This window comes from Calothrix sp. FACHB-168 (assembly GCF_963889195.1).
Lineage (GTDB): Bacteria > Cyanobacteriota > Cyanobacteriia > Cyanobacteriales > Nostocaceae > Aulosira > Aulosira anomala_A.
In genome coordinates, this window is record NZ_CAWPNJ010000064.1 from 20713 (window position 1) to 45892 (window position 25180).

Below are 25180 nucleotides of genomic sequence, written 5' to 3' on the forward strand. Positions count from 1 at the left end.
TGCAAAAATTTAAATAGTTGCTAATGATGTAGGATATCTTGGTGGATACTCTTATGACTTAGATTTTTATTTTAAATTACATCTAATAATTCTTGTAACGTAAAGTAAATATAATAAAACACAGGTATTGAATTAATATCTATTGTCCCATATCTATAGTTCCATTGATAGTCACTATATTTATAATTGAACGCACTGAACTTAGGTTTAGAACCTGGATTCACTCTAAAATTAGAAGGGAGGAAACTTACTTCAATGGGAGCGCATTTTTTATCAAAGGTAATTCCCCACTTAGGAGGAAAATATAATTTATTATCATGATTACGCTTCCCTAATTCAAAGAAAATATTTTCATAAAAATAACTAATATTTTTTATCTTAAAATCTTTTTCTGTAATAGTATTACAATAAATAACTTGTGATTTTTCCACATCCAATTTAATGTTGACTATTTTTTTAAAAAAAATATCAACTTTCGTAAAAATGTATTTTTCTACAGTATCTTTTTGTTGCTCTGTTTTAAAAGATATTAAAGGAAGATAATCACTTTCAAAATCGTAATTTTCAGAATAAATACCAATGCTTTTAATTTCTTCTGTCATATATTTTCTTGAAGATATTTCTCTTGAACTAAGAAAAAGTTAGCCTTGAAGATACGAATACCTTTTATATCTAGTGATGCTTCAATTTCGCCTAAAGGGTCTTTTGTTGGAGGATATTCATAATAGTAGGGAATAAAAAAGACATTACTTGAAATTGCATGTGTTTGTTGAATAGCTAGTTCATAAGTAAGCTGTTTAATAACATCATGTTTATACTTATTATGCTCTTTAGGAGATAGATTAGATGGATTAAGATAAAACTCAAGTGGAACATCCTTATAGTCAACTATTTGTACTTTACTATTATCTAATAAAACTAAATCAGGACGTAAATATTTAGTCATAATCCTATTTTGTTTGTAGTCTAAATCATAGCCATAGTCTAAATAATCATAATATGGATGCAATATAGCTCCATCTGTAAGAACTAAATGTCTAGGATTTGGGTTAAATTCAACGACAAGTAATTCATGCCATTTCAATATTTGATTGTCATTGTCAGATACATCTGATTCAGCAGAATAAATCCATTGCTTACAAAAATTGATTCCGTCTGAAACAGTCATTTGTAAGTTACCTACTCTATTACTTTCTTCCTGTTGTCTTCTTGAATAGTTATAATAACCTTTTAAAGGTATATCTGTATCTGCATAGCATATTTTTTCCAGATGATTTCTGAAGAAATATGTTTGACACATATCTTCCCAGATTAGAGAAAATCCTTTAATTCCCCAATAGTTACCATCGTTGATATCTGGATTTAGTTGTCCATATAAAAAGGTTTCAATCGCTTCATAAAGAACCCAATAATCAGGATCTTTATAGTAAGTATTTTTATCGATATTATCCAGTGTTTCTTTGAGAATAATTGTAGTTTCTAAAAAAGTATCTTTATGAAAAATTGATTGATCGCTAGTTAAATAAGAATCCTTAAAGTTTTGACCAAGAAAACGAATATCCTGAGTCAGAGCTTTAATATTATCTGGTACATCATCCTGTAGTTGCTGAATAATTTCATCAAGAATATAGCAATAAAGATTAACAATATCCGTGCTTTCATAGCGCAGCACTGGACGAGGTAAATCCATTGTTTCAACATAAACTACATCATTGTCTAAATAGATAGCTCTATCCAAGTATTTATGAATTTGAGAATAATCAATATCCTCAGTCCGTTTTACTTTCTTTTGAATTGCGTTAATAAGTAAATCATCATAAGTTTCAAGTACGCGCTCAATCATATTAAGTTTGCTATATAGCTGACATGATTCTCCATCTGCTGTTTGCAAGGATAATCCGCCAGAAGAAATAGTTGTCTGGTCTTGATCTGTTTGATAATCTTCTCTATTAATATTAATTCGATTAGGTTTATTATCATCTTCAAATTTGCGAAAGGTACGATACATTTTGAAAAATAAATCTCGTACCTTATCAAAATCTCCTTCGACAAAATCATTAAACCCATTAGGTAGCCAGAATTCGTAATTATCTCCTGATTCTGACTTACGAATTCCCACAAAATTATCATTGGGATTTTTAATCAGCGTTATTTCTGAAAAGTCAATCATAGTAAATTAAGCAATACCATCAATTAATTAATATTGAGAATTTTTTCCACAAAACTGTTATGTCGTTTTGTAAAATCACCAAAAGTAACAAGTTCATCTCTTGTTACGCCTAAAAGCTCTACTAAAGGTCTTTTATCTCTATGAAAGACGCTATCCCATAGGAAAAACATGAGTTTGTTTTGAATATTTTCTGCTGTTACAGGTCGCTCCTTAATGAAATACTCACCAACTTGCTTATCTTCAATACCACGAATAAAGGCATGGTATTTTTTGATAAAAATGTTTAATTTTCTAATAAAACTTAGCCATTCTTCTTTATTGAAAGTTCCATTTTTAGCTCCTCCGTATGTTCCAGGAGGAGGTACACTTTTATCCCAGTTAATAAACTCCCAATCCCAACGTCGCTTAAAAGCGCTATCCATAAAATAAATTGAGTTGTCAGATGTGTTCATAGTGCCAAGTATGGATAAGTTTGGAGGAATAAGAATAGAACTTCCAATTACTTTACTTTTTTCTACTTTAATATTAATTTTAGATAGAAGTTCTTGATATTCTTCTAGTTTTCTTCCACTTGTATGCTTACCATAGCTATATGTAGGAATTTTATTTTCTTCTCCTACTCGCCGAAATCCTATTAAACCTATAATGGTTTGGAATTCTAAATCAGATAAATTGATTCCATAATCTGACCAACCATCCTCACGCCGATCTAGAAGTTGAAAAATAGTTCCGAAAATTGCTGAAGAATTGCCTCTATTTATTTCGTCAATTACTAGTGCTACATTTTTAACTTCTTCTTCTTCTTTCTTAGAAAGAAAATTTGTATAAGCTTGTGCTAATGCTTTTAAAAAATGACCTTCATAAAACTTGTACTCGACTTTTCCATCTGATGTTGTTAAAGGCATTAATTTTCCTACAAAGTCTCCATATGTATATTCAGGATGGAAAACAGTTTTGATAACATTCTCTGGATGTTTTTCTTTATCAATTTTTAGAGTTTTAGGAATAATTTCATTATCAATTTTGAAACTTTTACCAGTTCCAGGGCTACCGAATAAAATTTTTTGAATAGGACTGTTCATAGGATTTGACATTTAGTTTAGGAATTACTTGCCTTAAAAATACGAGTAATATTCAGATACTCTAAGCCTTAGCTGGTCTAGGATTATGCTTGGAGTGTAAGTACAGTTTAAGGACTATCTATTGAGTAAGGCTCAAATTACTTTGACCTTTATAAGTGCTATCTAACCTCATTTGTTTCTCACCTCGGTTTTAATAACTTACAGAAACTTGACAGACCTTAGTTATAGAATTCCCAAATTAGTCACTTAAGTAACATACCTACAGCACTTCAGCCTAAAAAAAGAAAACGGAGTCAAATGAGTATCCGTGCAGAAACTTACGCTAAGGCTGAAAGTCTTGCTGCATAAACATTCTACGCATCACTATTTTTACCCCTCGAAAACACATGAGAGTCGAGATTAAAACGTACCAATTTACCTATAGGTGAATTGGTACATTGAAAATTGCCAAAAATATCGATTGGCATAATGCCTATCGAGTAAGGGCTACAGCCTTAGCGTAACTATCTGTACGATTGCTCATTTTGACTCCGGTATCCAAGTTTTTAAATTGATTAGGCGATCGTATTCCGCCAAATATTCCTTGAGCTTGGGATGTACCTGAATTTATCTGGTGTCTTGCTCACCTTTTGTGTTGTATGCCCTAATGATCAACTTGGGTCTAACACCCCTGGCACCGATGACATGACCTTTGAGCAAAGTGTAACTTTCGTTAATTCGAGTAGCGGCATCAAGGCAGACACCGAATAAAGCGCGATCGCATCCTTGCCATCACACTAAAATCTGTTATTACTATTGACCAATACTATATTTTTATAAAATTTTAGCTACAGCAAAAATACATATTTATCGATAACTCAGTTCTAATATTTTCAGGAATAACACTAATTTAATTTAAGCAGAACATCTCTTAACTTTGAAGTGTGTTTTGTATTTCTAGGGTGCAAATATGAGAAATAGACTCCTAAATAATATTACCTCATGCAAAGACGCAAAGGCGCAAAGGTACAAATAAATACATATACCAGTTTTTAGTTTAAATACATGAAAACTGCTGTAACGCTCAACTATTCAGATTAATTAAATTCATGAATAAACTACTATTGTCGTGTTTATTGCTGCCTTTTACTCCTATCGCAGCTAATGCAAACGTCATAGAGGCAGCAACATCCTCTACATACCTAGAGCATCCAAAGCTTATTGCTGCTAACACTGAAAATCAACCCACTAGAGAACCTAGAGTAAATGAAAATGGAATGATCACCTTTGATGACACCAGCTACTTTTATGACTATAGCTGGTTATCTCAAAGAAGAGTAAAAGAATCAGAACTATCCAGTTATAGTCCTTTATTCCTTGACCTACTTCGTAATGCAATTTTTGCTCGTCATGGACGAAAATTTGTTACACCTGCATTACAAAATTACTTCGGAAGTCAACCTTGGTATAGTGCGCGTTATCAACCACAGCAATTTCCAGTTAATTTGTTGACACAGATTGAACAACACAATGTTGATACCATCCTCAGATATCAACAGAAAACGGGAAAGATATATTTTGGTAATTCCTCTGCTGTTGCTCGTAGAAACCCAAATACTTTACCTACAACAATAAAACCTAAACCCGCAACACCAAAGCAACCTAGTGCAGCAAACTCTGTAACTAACCAAAACTGGAAAAACGCACAACTTATTCATACTATCAGCAGTAATAATCCAGTTCTGTCTATTGTTTTTAACCCAGATAGGAAAACATTAGTAACTAGTGGTAACGGCATTCAAATTTGGAATTTAGAAACTGGGGAAAAACTAAGAAGTCTTGCTGACAAAAATTTGGTTAACTCAATTGCTCTAAGTCCAGATGGAAACACACTCGCTGCGGGTATAACTACTGACCAACATAACAACACAATGATAGAAGTGTGGGATTTAGAAATGAACGAATCCCTATACCGCATTTCTGGTGCAGGTAACAGAGTTGTTATTACTCCTGATGGTCAAACTCTAGCTACTGGGCTTTCGTCTCAATCTACAGTCCAACTTTGGAACCTAAGGACGGGAGAACCAAAGCAAAAATTGTCTGGAAAGTTGGAATTTTATGCTACTTCCATGTCCATTACTGGTGATGGGTCAATACTTGCAGCTAGAGGCTTTTTTAACAAACTCGATCTATGGGATATAAACCCAGGAAAACTAATCCGCACCATTGAGTTTTCAGGTTCTTACGGTGATACTGATGTTGTTGCCCTGAGTCCTGATGGACAATTTATGGTTACTACTAGAGGTCCAATATCCACAGGAGGTGTAGAAACCGCAGGTGTTGCCGTTCAAATATGGAATGTACGCACAGGAGAGTTAATCCGTGCTTTAGAAGGTCATTCTCGTTTAGTTGCTTCTGTTGCCATTAGTCCTGATAGTCAATATTTAGCTAGTGGTAGTCTAGACGGCACTATTAGGATATTTAATTTACATACAAGAGAGTTAATTCGAGTTCTAAAAGATATAGGAGAAACTATATCAATGAGTTTTAGTCCAGATAACCGCACCCTTGCTAGTGGTAGTAGCGATGGCAAAATAAGGATTTGGCAAGTTCCATAATTAGTAATTCAAATTCTGCCTGTACTTGAACCTGGTGCTATTTACACAAGTAGTAAGAGTTAATAAACAAGGTGATCAGAAGTGGTAGCATTCGTTGTAAAAGCTACTTTTATCAGATCACCGTATTTTTTTATTAACACAATTGCTTTGTGATCGCCTGTCTTTGAATTCAACCAATTTATAACTCTGGCACCTGTAGGTTACGTTTATTACCTGCGTAATGCTTATAAATAATTTCTGGGGAGTTGCCAACCCACCTTCCTACATCCTTCGCATCAATGTCAGCTTCCAAGCATAAAGTAATAAAAGTGTGTCTGCATTGATAAGGTTTGCGATATTCGCTGACTACACCCTGTTTTACAAGTTGAGTTACGATTCCATCTATATGTGTTCCACGCTGATTTTTGTAACCTTTCCAAGCATGATTGAGAAAATCTCCAAAGTCTACTATGCCGCCTTTCTTGCTTCTAAAGATAAAATCATCTGGGTTACAGTTATCAGGTTTGATAGAGTCTAAAATTTCACGTTGCTGATGATTAATCGGAAAACGTCTTTGGCTTTGGGTTTTTAATCCATCTTTGAGAGCTAACCCTTTAGTACTGATGGTAATTGCTTGCTCAAAAGTAATGTATTTATCACTGATATGCTTCCATTGTAGTGCGATCGCTTCTGATGGTCTGCACCCAGTAAAAAATAAGAATTTTACCAACGGAGCATAGTAGCTGTAGAGTTTGCTTTCCTCAAATGCCTTAACTATGATATCCCGTTCTTCCTTAGTAAAGGGATTAATTTCATACTCTGCCGATTCTGACTTCGGCATTTGAATATCTTTTGCCATACTTTGAAAGGGATTGGATTCAATTAGCTGACTCTTGAGTGCCCAATCACAGCAAGCATTGATATTGGTCAAAGTGCGTTTAGCTGCATTAGCGCTGAGATTTGCAAGTAAATAGTCTCGAATTGCGATCGCATCATCCAAGTTCTTTGTTGGTAACTTAGCAATATGATTGCGGTACTTGCGATAGTCAACGGCATAAGTCGAAGGACTAACCTGTGGTTTTTTAAATTCAGCGTATTTTTCCCATAATTCTCCCAAGTCATATTGGGTGCTAGTTGAAGGGGTACTTGAGGTAATTGGGCTAACAGTGGTTAATGACGCTGCTGGTTTGTACTTAACTAAACTGGCATCAAACTCTCCATAGTCAATATCTCTTTGGATTTTTGCCGCTAAAGCTGATGCCTGATGCCTTCCTAAAGGCGTATCATTGTGCCTTGTTGAAAGGTAGAAACGCTTGGTTTTTAGCTCTCCCGTCGGCGTAATAATCGGATGAGAAAAAACTAGTTGGAGACTGCCGTTAGAGTTCTTGATTTGTACTGAACCCCGTGGGGCAAGATTTTGAGATATTTGAGATTCCATAAAAGTAATCAACTGGGGTAAAGACCTTTATCCTTCCACTTTACCCCAGTTTTACCCCAGAAACGCCTATTGGGGTAAACACCTCTACCTTACATCTTTACCCCAGTTTTACCCCAGTTCTTTATCCAAACTACCCAAAATAACCCCAAAAATCTCTAAAGGCTTGTTTTACAAGCCTTTGAACGCACAATAAAAAAGGGCTTGAAAGCCCTGAAATACTTGATTTTGTTAAAGGCGGCACCCGGATTTGAACCGGGGGATGGAGGTTTTGCAGACCTCTGCCTTACCACTTGGCTATGCCGCCAGTATAGGCTTCCCAGTTATATTACCCTATAATCTACTAATTTAGTAGCCAGTAGAGTAGCCACTAGATTTTCAGCTTAACTATATTAGCATAACTCAATTAATTAACAACTTCAAGAGTTAATTTCACTGTGCTAATTCTGAGCTAAAATTACCCTGTGGTTTTGGGTGATATCAGGTAATTTCAGGTATTAATATTACCGTAAATCGTGGGGCAATATTATGGTTCCAATTAAAAAAGCCGCTAATTTAGCGGCTTTTGTGAGTGGGCAGTACCAGACTCGAACTGATGACATCCTGCTTGTAAGGCAGGCGCTCTACCAACTGAGCTAACCGCCCGTTTGCGCTCACGTTTATATAATATAGCAAAAGATTTTGAATCGCGCTAGTATTTTTGAGAAAAAATTTTTTGAGAACCTGAAAATGCCCTCTGGTCGAACCCACGATAGCATTACGCTGTATGCTCTGCCGGTTGTGGCGGGTGTGACTTTCTGGCAGACTGGCAGTAGCAATGTGACTTTATTTGTTGCTGGCGGGTTTCTGTTTGGGGGGCTGATGTTCGGCCCGGATTTAGATATTTACTCAATTCAATACCAACGCTGGGGTTTCTTGCGCTGGATTTGGCTACCCTATCAAAAAAGTTTGCGGCATCGCTCTTTTTTATCCCACGGGCCGATTATTGGTACGACGCTAAGAGTAATTTATCTGAGTTGCTTAATTGCGATCGCGTCCATTGTCATCTTAATAATTGCCGAAAAGCTAGGGAATATCGTCTTTAGCTGGCAACATGTCGGCAGTACAGTCAAGCGATCGCTCACCAGCTACAGCACTGAATTTCTGTCCTTATTCTTAGGTATGGAACTTGGCGCGATGAGTCATTCCCTCAGCGATTGGGGCAATTCTGCATACAAGCGAGTCAAAAAACAAGGCATTCAGGCGTTGTTGCCAAGTGGCAAAATGAAGAAACGTAAACCTTATCGGGCAGGCGGGCAGGGGGCAGGGAGCAGGGGGACAAGGAAGACAGGGGGGACAAGGGGGACAAGGAAGACGAGGGAAAATAATAAATGATAAATGCCCAATGCCCAATGCCCAATGCCCAATGCCCATTAACTATTGACTATGAACCAAAACTTAGCAGCATTACAAGAATTAATTGAGGTGGTGGCAAAATTGCGATCGCCTGATGGTGGGTGTCCTTGGGATTTGGCACAAACCCCGGAAAGTCTGACACCCTATGTGATTGAGGAAGCTTATGAGGTGGTGGATGCAATTAAGAGTGGTGACCAAAAGGCGATCGCAGAGGAATTAGGTGATTTACTATTACAAGTAGTCTTGCAAGCCCAAATCGCCAGTGAATCTGGACAGTTTTCTCTCAAAGAAGTTGCTGAAGGAATTACCCAAAAATTAATTCGCCGTCATCCCCATGTATTTGGTGATGTGGAAGTAGCGAGTGTGGATGAAGTGCGACAAAACTGGGAAGAAATCAAAGCTGCCGAAAAAGGCGAACCATCCCCAGAAAATCAAAAACTCAGCGCTAAACTCAGTCGCTATGGGCGTACCCTTCCCCCATTAATGGCAGCAATGAAAATTTCCCAAAAAGCGGCGGCTGTGGGTTTTGAATGGGAAAATATTCAGGGCGTGTGGGATAAGTTTCATGAAGAGTTAGCCGAATTTCAAAAGGCTGTAGCTGAAGAAACCCCAGAAGCCCAACAAGCAGAATTAGGCGATTTACTCTTTGCCACTCTGCAACTAGCCCGTTGGCATAATCTCGATCCCAGCGCCGGTTTGCAAGGCACAAATCAGCGCTTTATCCAAAGGTTACAAAAAATGGAGGCAGTTGTTGACCGCCCCCTTTCGGATTACACTTTGGCTGAATTAGAAACTTTGTGGCAACAAGCAAAGGCGCAAATTGCAAAGGACGGTTGACTGTTGACTGTTAACTGTTGACTGCGATGCACTGAGCTTGTCGAAGTGTTGACTGTTGTACGGGCGGGTTCACAAATATCCTCACCAAGCAACGATAATTCTCAATAAACCCGCCCCTACTGACTGTTGACTGTTTCCCAATGCCCCATGCCCAATGCCCCATGCCCAATGCCCCATGCCCCATGCCCAATGCCCAATGCCCCATGCCCCATGCCCCATACCCAATTATGACTTCTTCACCTCAAACCACTTATCATAAAGCGATTGATATGTGCCGTCTTCTCTGAGGCTTAACAATGCACTATTGATTTGTTTGCGGTAGGGACTGTTATTCGGGAGGACAATACCGTAGTTTTCTTCCCGGAAAACGCTACCTACTATCTCTACTTTACCGTGCCCTTGATTGGCAGCATAAAACAACAGTACGGGAGCATCAAAGACTACAGCATCAGCTTTTTTATTTTGTAAAGCCTCATAAGCTTGCTCAATCTTGGGTACTTCGAGGACGGGAATTTTTTGTTCGCGCAGATATTTGGCGGCTGTGCTACCAGCAGTGGTTGCGACTAACTTACCCGGTAAGTCGTTTACACTCTTGATATCGCCCTGAAGTTGCTGTACGGTGAGAGAGGTTGTAGCGGCGGCTGTAAAATAGGCGACAAAAAGAACGCCGATAAACATCCAGATAATTGCTATTACCCGCCCAATTACACCTTTGGGCATTTCGTCTGCTTGGGTTGCTAAGGTTGCGGCTGCCCACCAACAAGCTTTAAAAATTCCTGGAAAGTATGATTTATCGATCATTCCTTCTTTATGATTGCGTTCTGATAGCCAAATGATATGGGCGGCGACGACAATCAGCAGCAAGGCTACACCAACTACTTGAAATAGGGTAGGAGAAAATATCAATTGCAAAATGTTAGCAAAAGCACCACCATTGGCTTCTGGGGGTCTTACCATGATTTGCAATCCACCTGCAAACATGGGTAAGGAGAAATCAAAGTTCTCCTGTCTTTCGGCGGTAATGGAGATAGCGGCAATACCCGCATTGGCTTTGCCATCTTTTACCGCCGAAAGTAAATCTGCTACGGTAGGATATTCAACAAATTCCGATTTTATCCCTATTTTGTTAGCAATGCTGCGCCACAGGTCAATACTAAACCCGGATAGTTGATTATTTTCCGAAATTACAAAGGGTGGAATTACCCTGGTGGCGATGAGGAAGGAATTCTTATTATTGGTTGCTGCTGGTTGTGCTTCTTGGGCTATTCCTGGATGGATGAAAGATAGCGCTAGCAATAACGCCATCACACCGCCGATTAATCTCAGCCAAATGCGTCCTTGAGGGGAACTTCTGCTGTTATTTTTACTGTAACCTCTGTAAAAATAGGTAATCTGGCTTTTCCAGCCGACCATGAATTGGCGGAATCTACGAGCGATCGCATTTATCATTGGTATTTCTTTGGGTTGTATGTAGTATCTATCTATCATTCCCAACCCATAACAAATATCACATAGGTGGTACTAAGTTGTTGACTGTTGACTGTTGACCGGAAACAAAAATGGTGTTCTAGGGGCTAGAAGGGAACGAGGACAAGGGGGACAAGGGGGACAAGGAGGACAAGGGCGACAAGGAGAAAGACAATTCACCTTGAGCGTTCGCGCAGCGTCTCCCCTTGGGAGAAGAGAAGCCGAAGGGATGACCAATGACCAATGACAAATGACAAATGACCAATGACCAATGACCAACCAACAAAAAACAGGGGCAGTTTGTTTACCACCCCTATTAAATTACAGCTTGGATAAATTAGAAATGCTCTGCGAACAGGCTAACTGCTACTCGTAAATATCGTCAAGGCCAATCCTAAAATAACTGCCCCGCCACCCAGTACAAATGACCAGAAGCGGTGGTAACTATTAACAACCGTACCGTTTTCACTTTGGAGATTAATCAAATCCATCCAAGGTGCAACGCCGCGACGGAACCAACCCACAGCCCCTACTTGTTCGCCTATCAAGCTTTGGACGCGCTTCATCCCAAACAGAAAATTACCAATGGGGCCAAAGCGTGAGGCATAGTGCAGATATAACATGCCGCTACGGTCTTGAATTTTTAAATCGGAACCAAATTTATAACCTGCGTCACCACGCCCGATGAGTTGTCCTGCTAATTTTGCAGGTTGACCGCGTAACGGACTAGCGTAGGGATCTGACATTAAAGTGAGAATATCGGTTTCTGGTGCTTGTTTGTAGTCGGGGAACATCACCAAGGCTTTGATGATAATTCCTACACCCAAGCCGATGAATGGTGCGCCAAAGACCAAACCTACATGGGAGGAACTAGATAACATCATAATGCTGATGACCAAGCCCACTAAGAAACCAATAGTTTCCGCACCATACAGCACTACATCTAAAAAGAAATTACCGTAAAGCCGTTTTTTACTCAGACTCTTACCTTCACCAATAACTCGCCCCATATCAAACTCAATTGGTAAACCCAACTGTTCTGCATAGGTACTCAAGGCGCGGACTCGTTTACCTGTGAGTGGGTGTGTAGAATTTAACTCCATCCACCAAGCCCAGGGGTTAAACATATCCCACAAAAAGACGCGACCGATTTTTTGGGTATCGCTAGCTATGCGGTAGGCTGTACCTGTGGAAGCTGCTGCTTTCGGGTCATAAATGCCTAAGGCGCGGGTTCCTTCAATTAATCGGCTGGGTTCTTGGGTGCGGGAACCTTCTTCTAAAATCCCATAGGCAATTTTTACCAAAGCGCGAGATAAGGCATTGGGATTACCAGTAGTTTCCGCAGCGAAATGGTCAGCAAAGTATTCTCTGGTACGGGAGAGATAGAGTATCAGGTAAGTACCAACTATATAGAAGACATAAGCAACGAGAGCCGCAGTTTGCATGGCGTCTTTGATTTTGCTATCGCCGCCACCACGACCAAATGTCCTCGCTGTGCTGTAAATTAGGTAGCAAATTTGCACTAAGGTAGAAGCTACAGTCATCACGGCAAAGTCCCAGTGGACGATGTGCCCTAATTCGTGAGCGTAGACGGTAGCAATTTCATCATCATCTAAATAAGTAAAAAGTCCCTGACTGACGATTAACCGGGCGCTATTGGGTAAAGAGCCATAAGTAAACGCGGTGGGGTTTTGGTCGTCGATAATACCTAGTCTTGGGGTTTTGATTTTCTTTTGTTCGCAGACTTGCTGTATTACTCTTGCTGTCTCCGGACTTTGGCTTTCAATTTCGGCTAAATCTACCCAACGGGTATGGTAAAGCCAACCTTGGGTTAAGTCCATCAGGAAAGGCGAGAGGAAGAAAGCCGCGAGATTAAAAACTATAGTGATGGTAAGAGCGATCGCTAATCCTTGGAGTGGATCGTTGCTACCTAAAATAAATACTAAACTCAAACCTAAAGCTAACACCATCCCGAATAGCAATGTCATGGTGACGCCAGAAGCTAATACCAAACTTCCGCCGACACCACCCATTGCTAATTTCGCACCAGCCGTAGCCGCACGCCCAGCCTTTTGGATAGCATGAGAGGGGGTTGCTGGTGGTTGCGTCAGAGATTTTCCGGCTTGTTCCGCCCAACTGCGAACCTGGGAATTTTCACTCATCAACAATTTGCGATGCAAGACTGCGGCTTTTTCGAGTTCGCCTGTCCCTTGATAAGCTTTCATCAACCACATTTGGGCTGACAAATAATCGGAAGAATTTTGATCAACCGCATTCCGACAAACTTGTTCAAGGATTTGAACAGCTTCGGAATAACGTCCTTGATTAAAGGCATCTAATCCAGATTGCAATGACATAGTATCTCCTTAGCAAAGGAGTAGTAATTGATCGATCAATACTCAATAGATACAGGATTCGTCATTGTCATTTCGTAAAACTTTAAAATTGGGTATGGGGCATGGGGCATTGGGCATGGGTTAATGTGTAGGACAGGTGATAATACATCCTTGTGGCCAGATTGAGAGCAAGTCTTCTCGCACCCAACCAGTAACGTTATTAGAGAATTTGATGCGATACCAGCGATATTGGCCTGCTTTTTGGAAAGAATCTTCTACTGTTACTAAATCGCCGGATACTGCACTGTAGAGAACTTTACTATTTAAGCTGGGTGAGGAACGCACATTAATTGTATATCCGCGCTCTCCAGCTATGGTTGCATAACGCTGATTGCTCGGCTGAAATTTGACTAAATCGCTACGTATCCAACCTTTAAGGCTCCTTCCCTTATTTGGTTGCACGTAATACCAGTAATCGCCATCATCGCCTACGGTAATATTTAAAACCTCCACAGCACTACCTAATGGTAAAACATCCGCGACGGTTGCTGTTAAAGATGCACTTGTACGCACATTACTATCAGTTGTTAAGTTTGCTGGACGAGCCATTGCAGGTAATACTGTACTCATCATTGTGCCAACAGTTAGCAATACTGCTGTCAACTTTGTTTTGACACTCATAAATTCTCCAGAAGATATTTAATAGCTAAAGGATAAAATCGAATTAGCAAGTCATTTGCACTAAATATAAATACATAGATACAGAGTGATTTTCGGAAACTGCCACTTAGCTTTTGTGGAGATAAGCTATTGTGCTTTTAAGTTGCACAATCTATCATGAGGGCTGTTGACAGTTGACAGTTGACAGTTAACAGTTGACAGCCCATATAAGTAGTTATGCAATTTAGACGCGCATTAGCTTAGGAGTCGTGTAAAAATCAGTTGAACAATTTAATATTTGTAGTGCGGGCAGCGTTCGACTGAGCGCTCACGCCGAAGTCTTGCCCGCGCGAGCAAGATGTTTGTCCTACGGACACGCTACGCGCTAAGCGAAGCTATGCCGAAGGCTTTACGCACTACTTATTTTTACTTGATGTCTTAGGTTTGCTTTGGTTACTAAAGATTACACATGATGATTCGGATAAAGATTAGTTGCAGACGGAACAAATGCACCATCGCTAATGACTACACCAGGAGAGAGAACACTTCCAGCACCCACAAACGCATCATTACCAATTTTGACTTTTTTGACATACAACATTAAATTCTGCTTGCGGGGTTTGATGACATGAGAAATTATACCTACACGATGTCCCATAACTACGCGATCGCCTATTTCCATTAAACCGCGATCGGCAATCTCTAATCCTGGTGTCCAGTAAACATCTCGCCCTACTTTTGCACCCCATAACCGCAACCAACAAGAAAATACTCCCGGAATTAGCCGCAATATCGCCTCAAAAACCGGAATTGTAATGTAAATCACCTGAATTTGATGACTACCCCACCAAGGACTATATTCTTTACCACGTAGATAACTAATACCCTCTTTTACAGGGTAAGCCCATTGATGTAAGCGGTAAACTAGCAATGGCAATCCGTAAATTGCAAACAACAGTGCCAAAATACTGAAAATGTTAGGTGAATAAGCTAGGTAAAAGATTGCAGCACCAATAAGAATTAATATAAAAGTAGGAAAAAATAACAAAATTGTGCTTAAAAATGTCATTGGTCATCGGTCATTAGTCATTGGTTATTTATTATAATCTGTGTCTCTAATACCAATTTAATATGAAAATGTACATAATTTTTTCAAAGATATAGAACTAAAAAAAACTCTGCTTACCTTTGCGTTAAAGAAAGGTAAGTAAGTCGGTGGAAATAAACACAACTATGTGAAGAAATGTCAATCAGCTTTTTAAGCTGACAACAGATTCTCAGTTGGTGAGGTAGAAACTATCCTTGATTGTAGGGGCACTGGCACTGCCATGCCCCGAAGCGCGTACCTCATTTACCTGAAATATGCTTGATTTTTATATTGAGATATTTTATTACTAAAAAAGCGGGCAATATGCCCGCGCTACAAATTTGAATAAAAAATATTTAAGAGAACAATTATTTACAGCATCTTCCTATAAATGAAACCTGCTGTAAATAATTACTTTGGCTGCTACAAAATTTGAAAAGCATTAAAAAATTTACTAGCGTCACCAACAGCAGGATTTTCAACTTCGCACCGCACCTATCAAATCTGCTGGTACTATTTTAGTGTAATTTTATACAATTAAAATTTCTACGAACAGATAATATTCTTCAATTCTCATTTTTAATTTTTTGTACAACCAAAGTTCTAGACACTATGTCATGAAAGGCTTGATTTTTTTCTGTGAAAAACATTGTGATAAAGCTAACTCCCAAAGCAAAGTTGAATATAATTTTGGAACAATTTCTTGAGCTTGCTGCTTTAAACGAGAGTCGCTCGCCATTTAGGTCTGTCACAAAAATCCCCATTGATTGTTTACCAATAGTTGCCTGTTTTGGGGAACTTTCCATTAGCGTATAGTAAAGCCAAGAAATTGTAAAAAACAACCCATACGCAAGATATTCAGTAATTTCGTCAATTGTGATAAATAAACTGTAAATTACAGCAAAAATGAATGCGGTTACAATAGTAATTATATATAGAATGATTATGTCAAATAAATGAGCAAAAAAACGCTTGCATAAACCCGCAGGTATGTAATTACTTTGCATTCCAGAAATCCTTTTTGTCTCCAAAAGGTAGAGTAATCGCAAATGCTTTATCTATTTATTTGGCGATGACTTCTACTGATGAACCCTTTCATCAGAGATTACGAATTTCTTTCAATGTAATTACGCAGTTGGTAAAAGATTTTTTGGGGTTGGGTAGTCGTGTTAGCGCACCGCACCATTTCCAGATGATTAGTTGCAGCGATCGCAAGTTTTGTGAGCAATGCAAAATTAAACGCTTTTACGTCGGACTCCAGTCTTCAATAATTAATAGTTGTGAGTAAAGTTATGTTTCTGTAAATAGAGTTGGTTCTACATGAAAAAAAGCACCTAATTTTTGAGCTATCTCTGGAGTTATATTCTGTTTTGCTTCTAAAATATCACTGACTAATTGTTGTGACCCTATGTATTGCTGTAAATCATCTATAGTCTTTCCTGATTGCTCAAAAAGAAATGAAAGCAAAGATTGAATATTGGTCGGCTCATTAAAATGATAGTTTTCCTTTTCAAATATTTCAATTAAAGTAATTAATAACTGATATAATTCATTTTCTTCTGGGGTTCGCTCTTTGTGCATTAACTCTTCTACAATCGCTAAAGCTTTTTCGTTTTCATCTTCAGTCTTTATAAGTTTTGGCACATGAGCTACTAATAACTCTTTATATTTTTCTATACTAAAAGTAAGGGTCATTTTTCCAATACTCCTTATCATATTCTGCGTGAGTTAGGATATATTTAATATAAATCATTTCTTCTGCATAATCCATGCTAACAATCAATCGGTACTTATTCCCCTTAATATTAAAGACAGTGAAATTTCCAACTGCCTCAGCTTTTGGAAAAGCTTCTTGCACTTCAACTAAATTTGACCACTTAGCTTTGCTAGCAGTTTTATACCAATATATGAGTGCTTCCCGGCTATCTGCATGAATTTCTGCATATTCTCTTAAAGCCTTAAAACTGATGACGTGCATTTATCTAAAAACCATTTGCTATAATTATATATGAATTTTATTTTCAATTTTTTAGCGTATTTGCTTATTACATCAAGCTTGTTTTTATTTTAATTGAATTAACATCTTTATTTACCCTCAACGTTTGATGTTGTCACACAAATGTTTATCTTCTGCGCTGACATCGGGGTTATTTTTCAGGTAGTCGTAGGGTGTGTTGTCGCGTTAGCGCAACGCACCATTTCCAGATGATTAGTCGCTATGATCGCAAGTTTTGTGAGCAATGCAAAATTAAACGCTTTTACGTCTGACTCCAGTCTTCAATCTCTAAACCTTCAATTTTCTCGAAATCTCTCCGATTGTTAGTTACAAGAACCAAATCGTTGGTAATGGCGATACCAGCGATGAGAATATCTATATCATCTACTGGTGTCCCCTTTTTTCTTAAACTGGCATAAATATCACCAGAAATTGTTGTTGAATCTGTAGTTAGAGGCAAAATTATGTTATACGAAGCAAATTCTAAAAAAGATTTTAATTGTTTCTGTGCGTCACGATGCTTTAATCCGCTAACTATTTCGTAATAGGTAATGATACTGATATTAATTTTGCTATATTCCTGAATATATGCATTAAATTTCTCAACAACTAGGGGTTGATTGCGGAAAAATAAAGATAAAATGTTCGTATCAACTAAGGCTGCTTTCATCACTTCTTCTTCCCAAAAAAGCCTGTTGACGACGAGTGATTATTTCTTCACTGAAATCGGAAAATGTTTCATCTGGCATATCATCCCAACATCCTGCAAACTGCATGATTTGTTCGGGTGTGTTTTGAGATGCTTCTACACTGACTCGAAAATAATGGATAAAATTATATACTTCTTCCAGCTTTTCTTCAGGGATGAGATTGATTTCTGTCAGAACTTTGGTACGTAAAGTTGATGGTTCCATCTTTTCTCTGTAGGATGACCTGTGTCGGCTTATATTTATTTTAGTTGATTGGTTGGTAGGTGACGGCTAAGTTTAATTACCCATCAGTTAAATTGATCAAGGTGATAATAGCATCGAATGCGAACGACTTACGTCGCGCAAGCTTCGCACTTTGAATTTAACCCATACCGTAAAGCGATCGCACTTTTCAATCAAGCCATACTGTAAAAGCGATCGCACTTTGAATTTAACCCGTACCGTAAAGCGATCGCACTTCTAATTTAACCTGTACCGTAAAGCGATCGCATTTCTCAACCAAGCCATACTGTAAAAGCGATCGCACTTCCCAACCAAGCCTTACGGAACAAGCGATCGCACCAGCTTTCCGTAGGAATCGCTTCTTAAGCGTTCCAAAATTGCTCTGCCATTGCTTCAATAGTTTTTTCTAAATCTGGTAAATATTTTTCAACGACGTTCCAAACAATATTTAGGTCTACGCTTAAATATTCATGGGTTAATCGATTGCGAAAGCCTGCTATATTAGCCCATTCTGTCTCTGGATATGCATCTTTCCAATCACTTGGTAATTTTTGCACGGATTCGCACATCACTTGAATATTTCTTAAAACAGCATCCTGGGTTTTAATGTCATTTAAAAATACTTCTTTGCCTTCCTGCGTATATTGTTTGACTCTTTGAATACAATCTCGAATATGAATTAGGTAAACTCGACCATCTTTCATAATGAAATTGCCTCGCTCAACACTTTGTCTCGAATTATATAATGTAAGGAATTTGTTGTAACTACGTCTATTTTGCGGTTTAATAAGGTTTCTAAGTCTTGAATTAGTCCACTTGGAAACCAAGCTGTAATTTTATTGATGTCGTAATCAATCAATAAATCTATATCGCTTGTTTCGGTTTCCTCTTCTCTGGCGACGCTGCCAAAAATTCGGAGATTGTAAGCTCCATGTTTAGTAGCAATTGTTTCTATTTCTTCTTTTTTTTCTTGAATTAATTCTTTTAGTGTCATTTTTATTTTCCTTGTGGTTGTTTTTATAAAATTTTATGATATTAATCTCCTAATTTAATATAGCGCGATCGCACTTTGAATTTACCCCCTACCGTAAAGCGATCGCATTTCTCAATCAAGCCTTACTGTAAAAGCGATCGCTCTCCAACATCACCTTAACCAACTTCCTGGTCAAGCTCCCCATCAGATAACAGTCTATTAGCATTGCAACATCTCTAAGTTTGAGGTTATGAGAGGCTATGGCTGTACTTGAAATTCACGCCACCGCAAATTCTGTATATTGTCTAACATCCTCTGGATGAAAAGCCAAAACAATTTTATCTTTGGGAATTCCTGCGGCTACAAGTTCATTGGCAATGCCATATTCACTCCCATCACGCTGAATCCAGATTTTACCATCAATAATTTCAATATGAATAATACAACCATGAACCCGTTCTTCCCCTTGCCATCCCAAAGTCATTACTATGTAATTAGTAGCTGTGCGGTCAATGATGAGTTTTGTTTCTAATTGACCATAAGCATAGGGAATTTTGACATATTCCTGCATAATGTATTCGATGATTTTTTGATATTTGTCTAAGGTATCCATTGCACAATTACCTCTTGTTTTTGGTCAAATATTAGTAGACGCAGGCGATTCTTTTTCAATAAAATCTTGCCTATGGGTTCGGTAAAAATTTCAGTGTAAGTTCCCTGGGGAATGGCAAGATACAAAATTTGATCGCTTCCTTGTTATTCTAAGATATCGTAGTAAAGGATAAACTGTCCTAAAGCGTTCTCTAAATCTGTAACTGGGGATGGGCTGAGAAAACTTTTGATTTCAACTGCTATCTTCTGTTGACCTTTTTCTGCTGCTATAAGTTTTTCTGCGCCTAAATCTATATATAAATCTTTTGTCCCACATTTTAATTTAAATGGATCATCAGTAATTAGCCAACCATCTTTTTCTAGGGCAGTTCTCACAACATTATGATAAACATCTTTGGCAGGCATAGGTGTTTAATAAACATACTGGGAAGATGAGTTATTTTTTATGCTACTTTATCGCCAGATGCTTTTGGGATTATCTGGCTATTTCTTTGTTTTCTAGGCTCAACGCTCGTATTAAGCCATATCCTCTTACTAGCAAGTCATCTAAATCGAGATTCCACACAATTATCGTACCGTCATTATGATGCGGAAGCGAACGACTTACGTCGCACAAGCGATCGCACTTTGAATTTAATCCGTACCGTAAAGCGATCGCATTTCTCAACCAAGCCATACTGTAAAAGCGATCGCACTTTGAATTTACCCCCTACCGTAAAGCGATCGCACTTCTCAACCAAGTCGTACTGTAAAAGCGATCGCACTTTGAATTTAACCCGTACCGTAAAGCGATCGCACACCAGCACCAATAGATAAAAACAGTAGATTCGTTGATATCATGCGATCGCGCACCAGCACCAACAGACAAAAACAGTAGATTAGTTGATATCATGCGATCGCATACCAGCACCATTTCCAGATGATTATCGCCACCGCGATCGCCCAACCAACATTAAGTCAATTGCCATCATAAGTACTATGGTGATGCAAATCTTACTTTATTTTCAGTAACGACTACAAACTGTTCAGGCAGTCTATCTGCATAATTTTCTAACAAAAGCTGAAGTTTGCTGATTTTATTAGTAGCTCTTTCGTTCTCCAATCGCAAGAAAATTATACCTCTGTGCAAGTTACCTTCTCGAAAGATTTTATCGCCAAAATCTTTATCGTTGGTAATTAAAATCCAATTTTCATTCAATGCTTTTTGGAGAACCTCATCATCGCTTATACCCCGCGCTTCGTCATACACTGAGAATACTTCATAACCTCGATCGCTTAACCAACGAGCAACTGTTGACCCGGTACATTCGTCTACTAAAAAGCGCATTTAAGTATTTTCCACTAGTAGAGGCATAAAAGTGGTGTTTGATAGTGACTTACTGGCGAACAAAATACAAGCTTGAATATCTTCAGAAGTTAGCCCTTCATATTCTTCGATAATTTCTGTGAAGCTTGCACCATGAGCGAGGAGGTTAAGAATATACTCAACGCTTAAACGAGTTCCTTTGATGGTAGGTTTTCCTGCTAGGACTTTTGGGTTGAGGACTATTCGTTCTAGTAGTTGCTGATTTGTCATTTTTATTTTCCTTGTGGTTATATTTCTAAAATTTTATGATACTAATCTTTTAATTTAATGTAGCGCGATCGCTCTCCAACATCACCAAACCAATCACCTCATCGCGTCAGCTTTCCGTAGAAATCACCCAACATACATAGAGCAAAGTTACCAATTTACAGCAGATTTCGTGATTATGAGGTACAAATTATCATCATGAAACTCTTGTGGGGTGGGCATCTTGCCCGCCCAAACTGTACCTCATTACACCGGAAAGTGCTGTATCAAATAGACTAATTACTTACTTTTTGGTTACATTATGTGTAATAGCTGCAACTTCTTCCTGATGAGATAAGTTTTTATCGCGGGCTTTAAACTCATCTAATAATTTAAAAAATCTTTCCAAACCAGCTTTTTCATCCTGACAATAGAGCATGATAATTTTTGCCCAGGAGTTTGAGGTATGCAGTTTATATTTCTGCTCGACAAAATCATGAAAGTTGTCACAGAAATCTTTTTCTTCTTCGGTTAATTCAATGCCTAATTCTCTCCTAGCTATTTTATAACCTGCTAAGAATATAAATAAGTCACTAACTGAAGCTCTACCAATATACATTCCTGGTCTAACTTGAAGTTTTTCTAATATTTGATATATTCCACCACTCATATTAATCTCCTAATATATTGCCAGAAAATTATTATCCTACAAAGATTCTAGCTCTTTAATCTCAAATTGTTCGCTTGGACAGTGGAAATCGTTCAGCCAATCTTCTCTTGTCATTCCGTCTACTGATATATTGTCAAATACTAGACCCTGGATTTCAACTCCATAATGCTTACCATTAATTGTAATCGAATCATTTATACCTCGACTCATCAATCTATCGCTAACAACAAAATCCTCATCTGAATATCTTGTTTTGAGTCTGAGAATTTTATACTTGATGTCGTTTCTTTGTGAAAATTCTATTACAGCTTGAGCGCACTCATAACACTCAAGAAGGTCAAAATTTGCAACTATTTTACCAATTTCCTGGTAAAGCTCCCCATCAGATAACGAACTCACCGATACACCCAAAAAATATGAATATACATATATTAATGCTAAGGTCGCAGCGAATCGTCAAAGATACCCAGAATTTTAGCGATCGCCACAAAATCTCATTCCCTACAAGCGATCGCACTTCCCAACCAAGCCATACTGTAAAAGCGATCGCACTTCTCAACCAAGTCGTACTGTAAAAGCGATCGCACTTACCAACCAAGCCTTACTGTACAAGCGATCGCTCTCCAACATCACCAAACCAATCACCCCATCGCATCTGTGATACCAATTTCTCAAAACAAGGTAACAAAAGCGCGATCGCTTCAGCTTTCCGTAGGAATCGCCCAACATACATCGAGCAATTTTACCGATTGAGAAAATCACATCGCGGTATTACGAATTACGAATTATTTTTGATGTTGTCACACAAATGTCTATCTTCTGCGCTGACATTGGGGTTATTTTGCAGGTAGCCACGCAAATGATTGCAACCTTTTAGGATTGAATCAACTAGGAAATCATTTCCAAGCTTTCTATCTTCTATTTCTCGTGGGTTAAGCTCCAGAAGATTTTGAGTTAAAAAATTATTTTCACTTTTATCATTAATACTTTGTAAACTCCACATTCTAATAGTTCCATCAGCAATAGAAGAGGCAAGTATTTTACTATCAGGGCTAAAATTTATATTTGTGGCTGAAGCATTAGGAATTTTCAACATTAATATTTGTTTACCCTGATTATTCCAAAGTTGAATTATTCTGTCATCACTAGCAAAAGCTAAAATCTTTCCATCAGGGCTAAAGGAGATATCTGTAATTGATTTTGTATGGCCTGTCAATGTTAAAATTTCTTCACCTTGATAACTCCAAATTTTTACTTTACCTTCATTGTCAGCAGATGCAATTATTTTACTATCCGGACTAAATTTAATGCTTTGAAGCTTTCCAAGATGACCTTTCAATATTCTGAATTTAGTGCCGTCTAAATTCATTAAAGTAATTGTCCCATCGTCATTTCCGACAGCAATTTGCTTGGAATTGGTACTGAAACTAACAAGATTATCAGGTATAGTATTAAAATGCATAGCCTGTATAAAATGTTCGGTTTCTTTTTCAGCATTATTTAGTTCAGGAAAATTGGGCTTTTTTTTACTACTAACACCCCATATATTTTTTTGTTTATCTCTATTACTATCATATGCAATAGCTTGCTTCCAAGTACTAATTTTATCTGTTAGTTTTTGTCTCCTGAAAGTTTGTATTAGTTTGCCATTTAGGTTCCAAACTTTAATTATGGAGTTATCGTAAGAAGCAATATTTTTTCCATTAGGGCTAAAAGTAAGTCTTTTTACATTACCCGTATCACTTATATCAATTTTTATGGTCTTTGACAAATGCACTCCTTTATCGACTTTACTCCAAAATTGAATTGTCCCATCATTACTAGCAAATACTAATGTCTTACTATCGGGAGTAAAATGAATATCTGTAATTCCACTATTATGAGCTTTTATTGTCTCTAAATATTTCCCGTGTGTATCCCAAAACTTAATATCTCCATATTCCTGTAAAGCAACTATTATTTTACCATCAGGGCTAAAAATTACCTTGTTAATATTTATGGGTAATTTTATGGCGTTATTTTCGCTATCAGAGCAATCAAGAACGCAAGTCTTGGAAAGTATAGTCCCATAAACTTCATTGATCTCCAAGCGTTTATCTTCTCTAATATTATTAACTATCTGAGTTAATATTCTTGTAACTATTTTAACCGTATCTTTTGAAATTCTTTCTGATGGTTGAAGCTTTTTAGCTATTTTGATAATTTCTAATAATCCTTCAAGTTCATTGCCTGAAGCAAAAAGTTTTTCTGCAAAGTAACTACCCGAAACTAATTCGGAATTTTGAGCCTTCATAGCTAGATTTTTGGCTTCTCGCCATTGCCACCCAGCAAATACAGCAAATCCCGAAATCACCACCAAACCACAAACCAACCCAGCAATAATACTCAGTCGCAACCTCTCCTTCTGCTTCCGCTCCCGCTCCCGCAACTCCACACTCTTCTCAATAAACCATCGCTGCGGTTTACTCACCTCTCCACCCCGTTGCTGCAACCAATCCTCCGCCACAGCCAAAGTCGCACCCCGCAACAAAGCCCCCTCATCCTTACCACTCTCCACCCATTGCTGCAACGCAACCATCAACCCCTGTTGCCAAATGCGAAACTTGCGGTTCTCCTGCATCCATCCCCGCAACCGTCCCCAATAGCGAATCAAAGCCTCGTGGACGACTTCCACCGTTTCCTCATGACTCAACTCATCCCGGTTCGTCACCACCAACCGCTTATCAGCCAAGCGCGTCACCAAATCCCAATTCTCTCCCCCCACTTCCTCACTCGTCGCCAACCTGCGGGTATCTTCCGTACCTTCCCCCGGTTGCACTAACTGAATAAACACCCGTTGCGCTGTTTCCCGTTCCCCCTCACTCAAGTCTGCATAAACCATCTCTGCATAATTCGCCAGGGCTTGCTCCACCCCGCCAATTTTCTTATATGCTTGATGAGTCAACCTTCCCGCATATTGCTGCTTCCACAACTGAGTCAGGGTAAATTCCAACAACGGCAAACGCCCATCCCCATCTTCGATATCATCAATTATGGTATTACACAAACCCTCCTCAAACTCAAAACCCAATTGTCTCGCCGGGAGTGTAATGGCTGCTTCCAACTCCTCCCGATTCATCCGCACCACAGGCTCTAGTTGATACTGTTGTAACGCCCGTCCAAAAGGCTCATAATCATCCAACGCCCTAGATAAAAAATCCGCCCGTAAGGTGAGTAATAAAGTAAAAAATGGTGCATTATTAACCGCTTGTAGCAAACCGTCCAAGAAAATTTTGCGTTCCTCTGCATCCGTACACAGAGTATAAATTTCCTCAAATTGGTCAGCAATCAACAAAATCCGCTTCCCCTCTCCTCCCAGGAGACGGGTTAGGGGTGAGGTAATAAACCTTTCCAAACTTGT

General features: G+C 38.5%; 30 protein-coding genes, 2 tRNA genes and 1 pseudogene. 5 read left to right on the forward strand and 28 right to left on the reverse strand.

What is annotated here, in order from left to right; genetic code table 11:
- Positions 1-71: 71 nt before the first annotated feature.
- Genes AACW45_RS31775 through AACW45_RS31785 form a run of 3 tightly spaced genes read right to left on the reverse strand, consistent with a single transcriptional unit; the run spans position 72 to position 3252 of the window.
- A complete protein-coding gene (locus AACW45_RS31775; protein WP_190636949.1) occupies positions 72-602 on the reverse strand; it encodes a hypothetical protein in 531 nt (176 codons plus the stop codon).
- A complete protein-coding gene (locus AACW45_RS31780; protein WP_190636951.1) occupies positions 599-2170 on the reverse strand; it encodes an LlaJI family restriction endonuclease in 1572 nt (523 codons plus the stop codon). Before AACW45_RS31780 ends, AACW45_RS31775 begins: the two co-directional genes overlap by 4 nt.
- A 23-nt stretch (positions 2171-2193) precedes the next feature.
- Positions 2194-3252, reverse strand: coding sequence for a restriction endonuclease (locus tag AACW45_RS31785; protein ID WP_190636952.1), 1059 nt, complete (start codon positions 3250-3252; stop codon positions 2194-2196).
- A gap of 1088 nt (positions 3253-4340) precedes the next feature.
- On the opposite strand from AACW45_RS31785, the gene AACW45_RS31790 reads away from it, so the two are divergent.
- Positions 4341-5849, forward strand: coding sequence for a YARHG domain-containing protein (locus tag AACW45_RS31790; RefSeq protein WP_190636954.1), 1509 nt, complete (start codon positions 4341-4343; stop codon positions 5847-5849).
- Positions 5850-6027: 178 nt separating this feature from the next.
- On the opposite strand, the gene AACW45_RS31795 is transcribed toward AACW45_RS31790, so the two are convergent.
- The 3 genes from AACW45_RS31795 to AACW45_RS31805 all read right to left on the reverse strand — a co-directional run bounded on the left by AACW45_RS31795 (position 6028) and on the right by AACW45_RS31805 (position 7908).
- The gene (locus AACW45_RS31795; protein WP_190636956.1) at positions 6028-7266 is read right to left on the reverse strand and encodes a site-specific integrase; all 1239 of its coding nucleotides are present in this window, start codon (positions 7264-7266) and stop codon (positions 6028-6030) included.
- 232 nt (positions 7267-7498) lie between these two features.
- Positions 7499-7570: transfer RNA gene (locus AACW45_RS31800), tRNA-Cys, on the reverse strand.
- A gap of 265 nt (positions 7571-7835) precedes the next feature.
- Positions 7836-7908: transfer RNA gene (locus AACW45_RS31805), tRNA-Val, on the reverse strand.
- A gap of 84 nt (positions 7909-7992) precedes the next feature.
- Here AACW45_RS31805 and AACW45_RS31810 point away from each other — a divergent pair.
- A complete protein-coding gene (locus tag AACW45_RS31810; protein WP_190636958.1) occupies positions 7993-8637 on the forward strand; it encodes a metal-binding protein in 645 nt (214 codons plus the stop codon).
- Positions 8638-8688: 51 nt separating this feature from the next.
- A complete protein-coding gene (mazG, locus tag AACW45_RS31815; RefSeq protein WP_190637009.1) occupies positions 8689-9495 on the forward strand; it encodes a nucleoside triphosphate pyrophosphohydrolase in 807 nt (268 codons plus the stop codon).
- 225 nt (positions 9496-9720) lie between these two features.
- Here mazG and AACW45_RS31820 read toward each other — a convergent pair whose 3' ends face one another.
- Positions 9721-10944 carry a transporter substrate-binding domain-containing protein gene (locus AACW45_RS31820; RefSeq protein WP_190637011.1) on the reverse strand — a complete coding sequence of 408 codons (1224 nt, stop codon included), beginning with the start codon at positions 10942-10944 and terminating at the stop codon, positions 9721-9723.
- A gap of 94 nt (positions 10945-11038) precedes the next feature.
- Here AACW45_RS31820 and AACW45_RS31825 point away from each other — a divergent pair, with 94 nt between their 5' ends.
- Positions 11039-11209, forward strand: a complete 171-nt coding sequence (locus AACW45_RS31825; RefSeq protein ID WP_190636960.1) for a hypothetical protein — start codon at positions 11039-11041, stop codon at positions 11207-11209.
- Positions 11210-11321: 112 nt separating this feature from the next.
- Here the strand turns inward: AACW45_RS31825 and AACW45_RS31830 are convergent, their stop codons facing one another.
- The 19 genes and pseudogenes from AACW45_RS31830 to AACW45_RS31920 all read right to left on the reverse strand — a co-directional run bounded on the left by AACW45_RS31830 (position 11322) and on the right by AACW45_RS31920 (position 22179).
- A complete protein-coding gene (locus AACW45_RS31830; protein WP_190636962.1) occupies positions 11322-13319 on the reverse strand; it encodes a zinc metalloprotease HtpX in 1998 nt (665 codons plus the stop codon).
- Between the two features lie 120 nt (positions 13320-13439).
- Entirely contained in the window at positions 13440-13979 is a 540-nt protein-coding gene (locus AACW45_RS31835; RefSeq protein ID WP_190636964.1) for an SH3 domain-containing protein, read from the reverse strand.
- Positions 13980-14421: 442 nt separating this feature from the next.
- Entirely contained in the window at positions 14422-15027 is a 606-nt protein-coding gene (locus AACW45_RS31840; RefSeq protein WP_190636966.1) for an acyl transferase, read from the reverse strand.
- Between the two features lie 584 nt (positions 15028-15611).
- Entirely contained in the window at positions 15612-16052 is a 441-nt protein-coding gene (locus AACW45_RS31845) for an RDD family protein (protein WP_190636967.1), read from the reverse strand.
- A 283-nt stretch (positions 16053-16335) separates the two neighbouring features.
- Entirely contained in the window at positions 16336-16740 is a 405-nt protein-coding gene (locus AACW45_RS31850) for a helix-turn-helix domain-containing protein (RefSeq protein ID WP_190636970.1), read from the reverse strand.
- Positions 16724-17023 carry a type II toxin-antitoxin system HigB family toxin gene (locus tag AACW45_RS31855; protein WP_190636973.1) on the reverse strand — a complete coding sequence of 100 codons (300 nt, stop codon included), beginning with the start codon at positions 17021-17023 and terminating at the stop codon, positions 16724-16726. Before AACW45_RS31855 ends, AACW45_RS31850 begins: the two co-directional genes overlap by 17 nt.
- A 280-nt stretch (positions 17024-17303) precedes the next feature.
- Entirely contained in the window at positions 17304-17711 is a 408-nt protein-coding gene (locus AACW45_RS31860; RefSeq protein WP_190636975.1) for a type II toxin-antitoxin system VapC family toxin, read from the reverse strand.
- A complete protein-coding gene (locus AACW45_RS31865; protein WP_190636977.1) occupies positions 17692-17955 on the reverse strand; it encodes a hypothetical protein in 264 nt (87 codons plus the stop codon). The genes AACW45_RS31860 and AACW45_RS31865 overlap by 20 nt, the downstream gene beginning before the upstream one ends.
- Before the next feature lie 226 nt (positions 17956-18181).
- Positions 18182-18370 (reverse strand): hypothetical protein, encoded by a 189-nt coding sequence (locus AACW45_RS31870; RefSeq protein WP_190636979.1) that lies wholly within the window; start codon positions 18368-18370, stop codon positions 18182-18184.
- Positions 18336-18677 (reverse strand): HepT-like ribonuclease domain-containing protein, encoded by a 342-nt coding sequence (locus AACW45_RS31875; protein ID WP_190636980.1) that lies wholly within the window; start codon positions 18675-18677, stop codon positions 18336-18338. Before AACW45_RS31875 ends, AACW45_RS31870 begins: the two co-directional genes overlap by 35 nt.
- Positions 18674-18967: a nucleotidyltransferase family protein gene (locus AACW45_RS31880; protein ID WP_190636983.1), complete on the reverse strand. Its 294-nt coding sequence runs from the start codon at positions 18965-18967 to the stop codon at positions 18674-18676. The genes AACW45_RS31875 and AACW45_RS31880 overlap by 4 nt, the downstream gene beginning before the upstream one ends.
- A gap of 256 nt (positions 18968-19223) precedes the next feature.
- Positions 19224-19559 carry a XisI protein gene (locus tag AACW45_RS31885; RefSeq protein WP_190636985.1) on the reverse strand — a complete coding sequence of 112 codons (336 nt, stop codon included), beginning with the start codon at positions 19557-19559 and terminating at the stop codon, positions 19224-19226.
- Positions 19547-19963: pseudogene (locus tag AACW45_RS31890) on the reverse strand (XisH family protein). Before AACW45_RS31890 ends, AACW45_RS31885 begins: the two are co-directional and overlap by 13 nt.
- 70 nt (positions 19964-20033) lie before the next feature.
- Positions 20034-20234, reverse strand: coding sequence for a hypothetical protein (locus tag AACW45_RS31895; RefSeq protein ID WP_190636987.1), 201 nt, complete (start codon positions 20232-20234; stop codon positions 20034-20036).
- A 33-nt stretch (positions 20235-20267) separates the two neighbouring features.
- A complete protein-coding gene (locus tag AACW45_RS31900) occupies positions 20268-20504 on the reverse strand; it encodes a hypothetical protein (RefSeq protein ID WP_190636989.1) in 237 nt (78 codons plus the stop codon).
- A 30-nt stretch (positions 20505-20534) separates the two neighbouring features.
- Positions 20535-20885: a DUF5615 family PIN-like protein gene (locus AACW45_RS31905; RefSeq protein WP_190636991.1), complete on the reverse strand. Its 351-nt coding sequence runs from the start codon at positions 20883-20885 to the stop codon at positions 20535-20537.
- On the reverse strand, positions 20886-21134 hold the full coding sequence (locus tag AACW45_RS31910; protein ID WP_015127729.1) for a DUF433 domain-containing protein: 249 nt from the start codon (positions 21132-21134) through the stop codon (positions 20886-20888).
- Positions 21135-21414: 280 nt separating this feature from the next.
- Positions 21415-21780: a hypothetical protein gene (locus tag AACW45_RS31915; protein ID WP_190636993.1), complete on the reverse strand. Its 366-nt coding sequence runs from the start codon at positions 21778-21780 to the stop codon at positions 21415-21417.
- A 36-nt stretch (positions 21781-21816) separates the two neighbouring features.
- The gene (locus AACW45_RS31920) at positions 21817-22179 is read right to left on the reverse strand and encodes a papain fold toxin domain-containing protein (protein ID WP_190636995.1); all 363 of its coding nucleotides are present in this window, start codon (positions 22177-22179) and stop codon (positions 21817-21819) included.
- A gap of 17 nt (positions 22180-22196) precedes the next feature.
- Between AACW45_RS31920 and AACW45_RS31925 the strand changes: the two genes are divergently transcribed.
- The gene (locus AACW45_RS31925) at positions 22197-22355 is read left to right on the forward strand and encodes a hypothetical protein (protein ID WP_190636997.1); all 159 of its coding nucleotides are present in this window, start codon (positions 22197-22199) and stop codon (positions 22353-22355) included.
- Here AACW45_RS31925 and AACW45_RS31930 read toward each other — a convergent pair.
- Both AACW45_RS31930 and AACW45_RS31935 read right to left on the reverse strand, forming a co-directional pair.
- Entirely contained in the window at positions 22336-22542 is a 207-nt protein-coding gene (locus tag AACW45_RS31930; protein WP_190636999.1) for a hypothetical protein, read from the reverse strand. The genes AACW45_RS31925 and AACW45_RS31930 overlap by 20 nt on opposite strands.
- 16 nt (positions 22543-22558) lie before the next feature.
- The coding region (locus AACW45_RS31935) for a WD40 repeat domain-containing protein (RefSeq protein WP_190637001.1) at positions 22559-25180 on the reverse strand (2622 nt) is incomplete at its 5' end.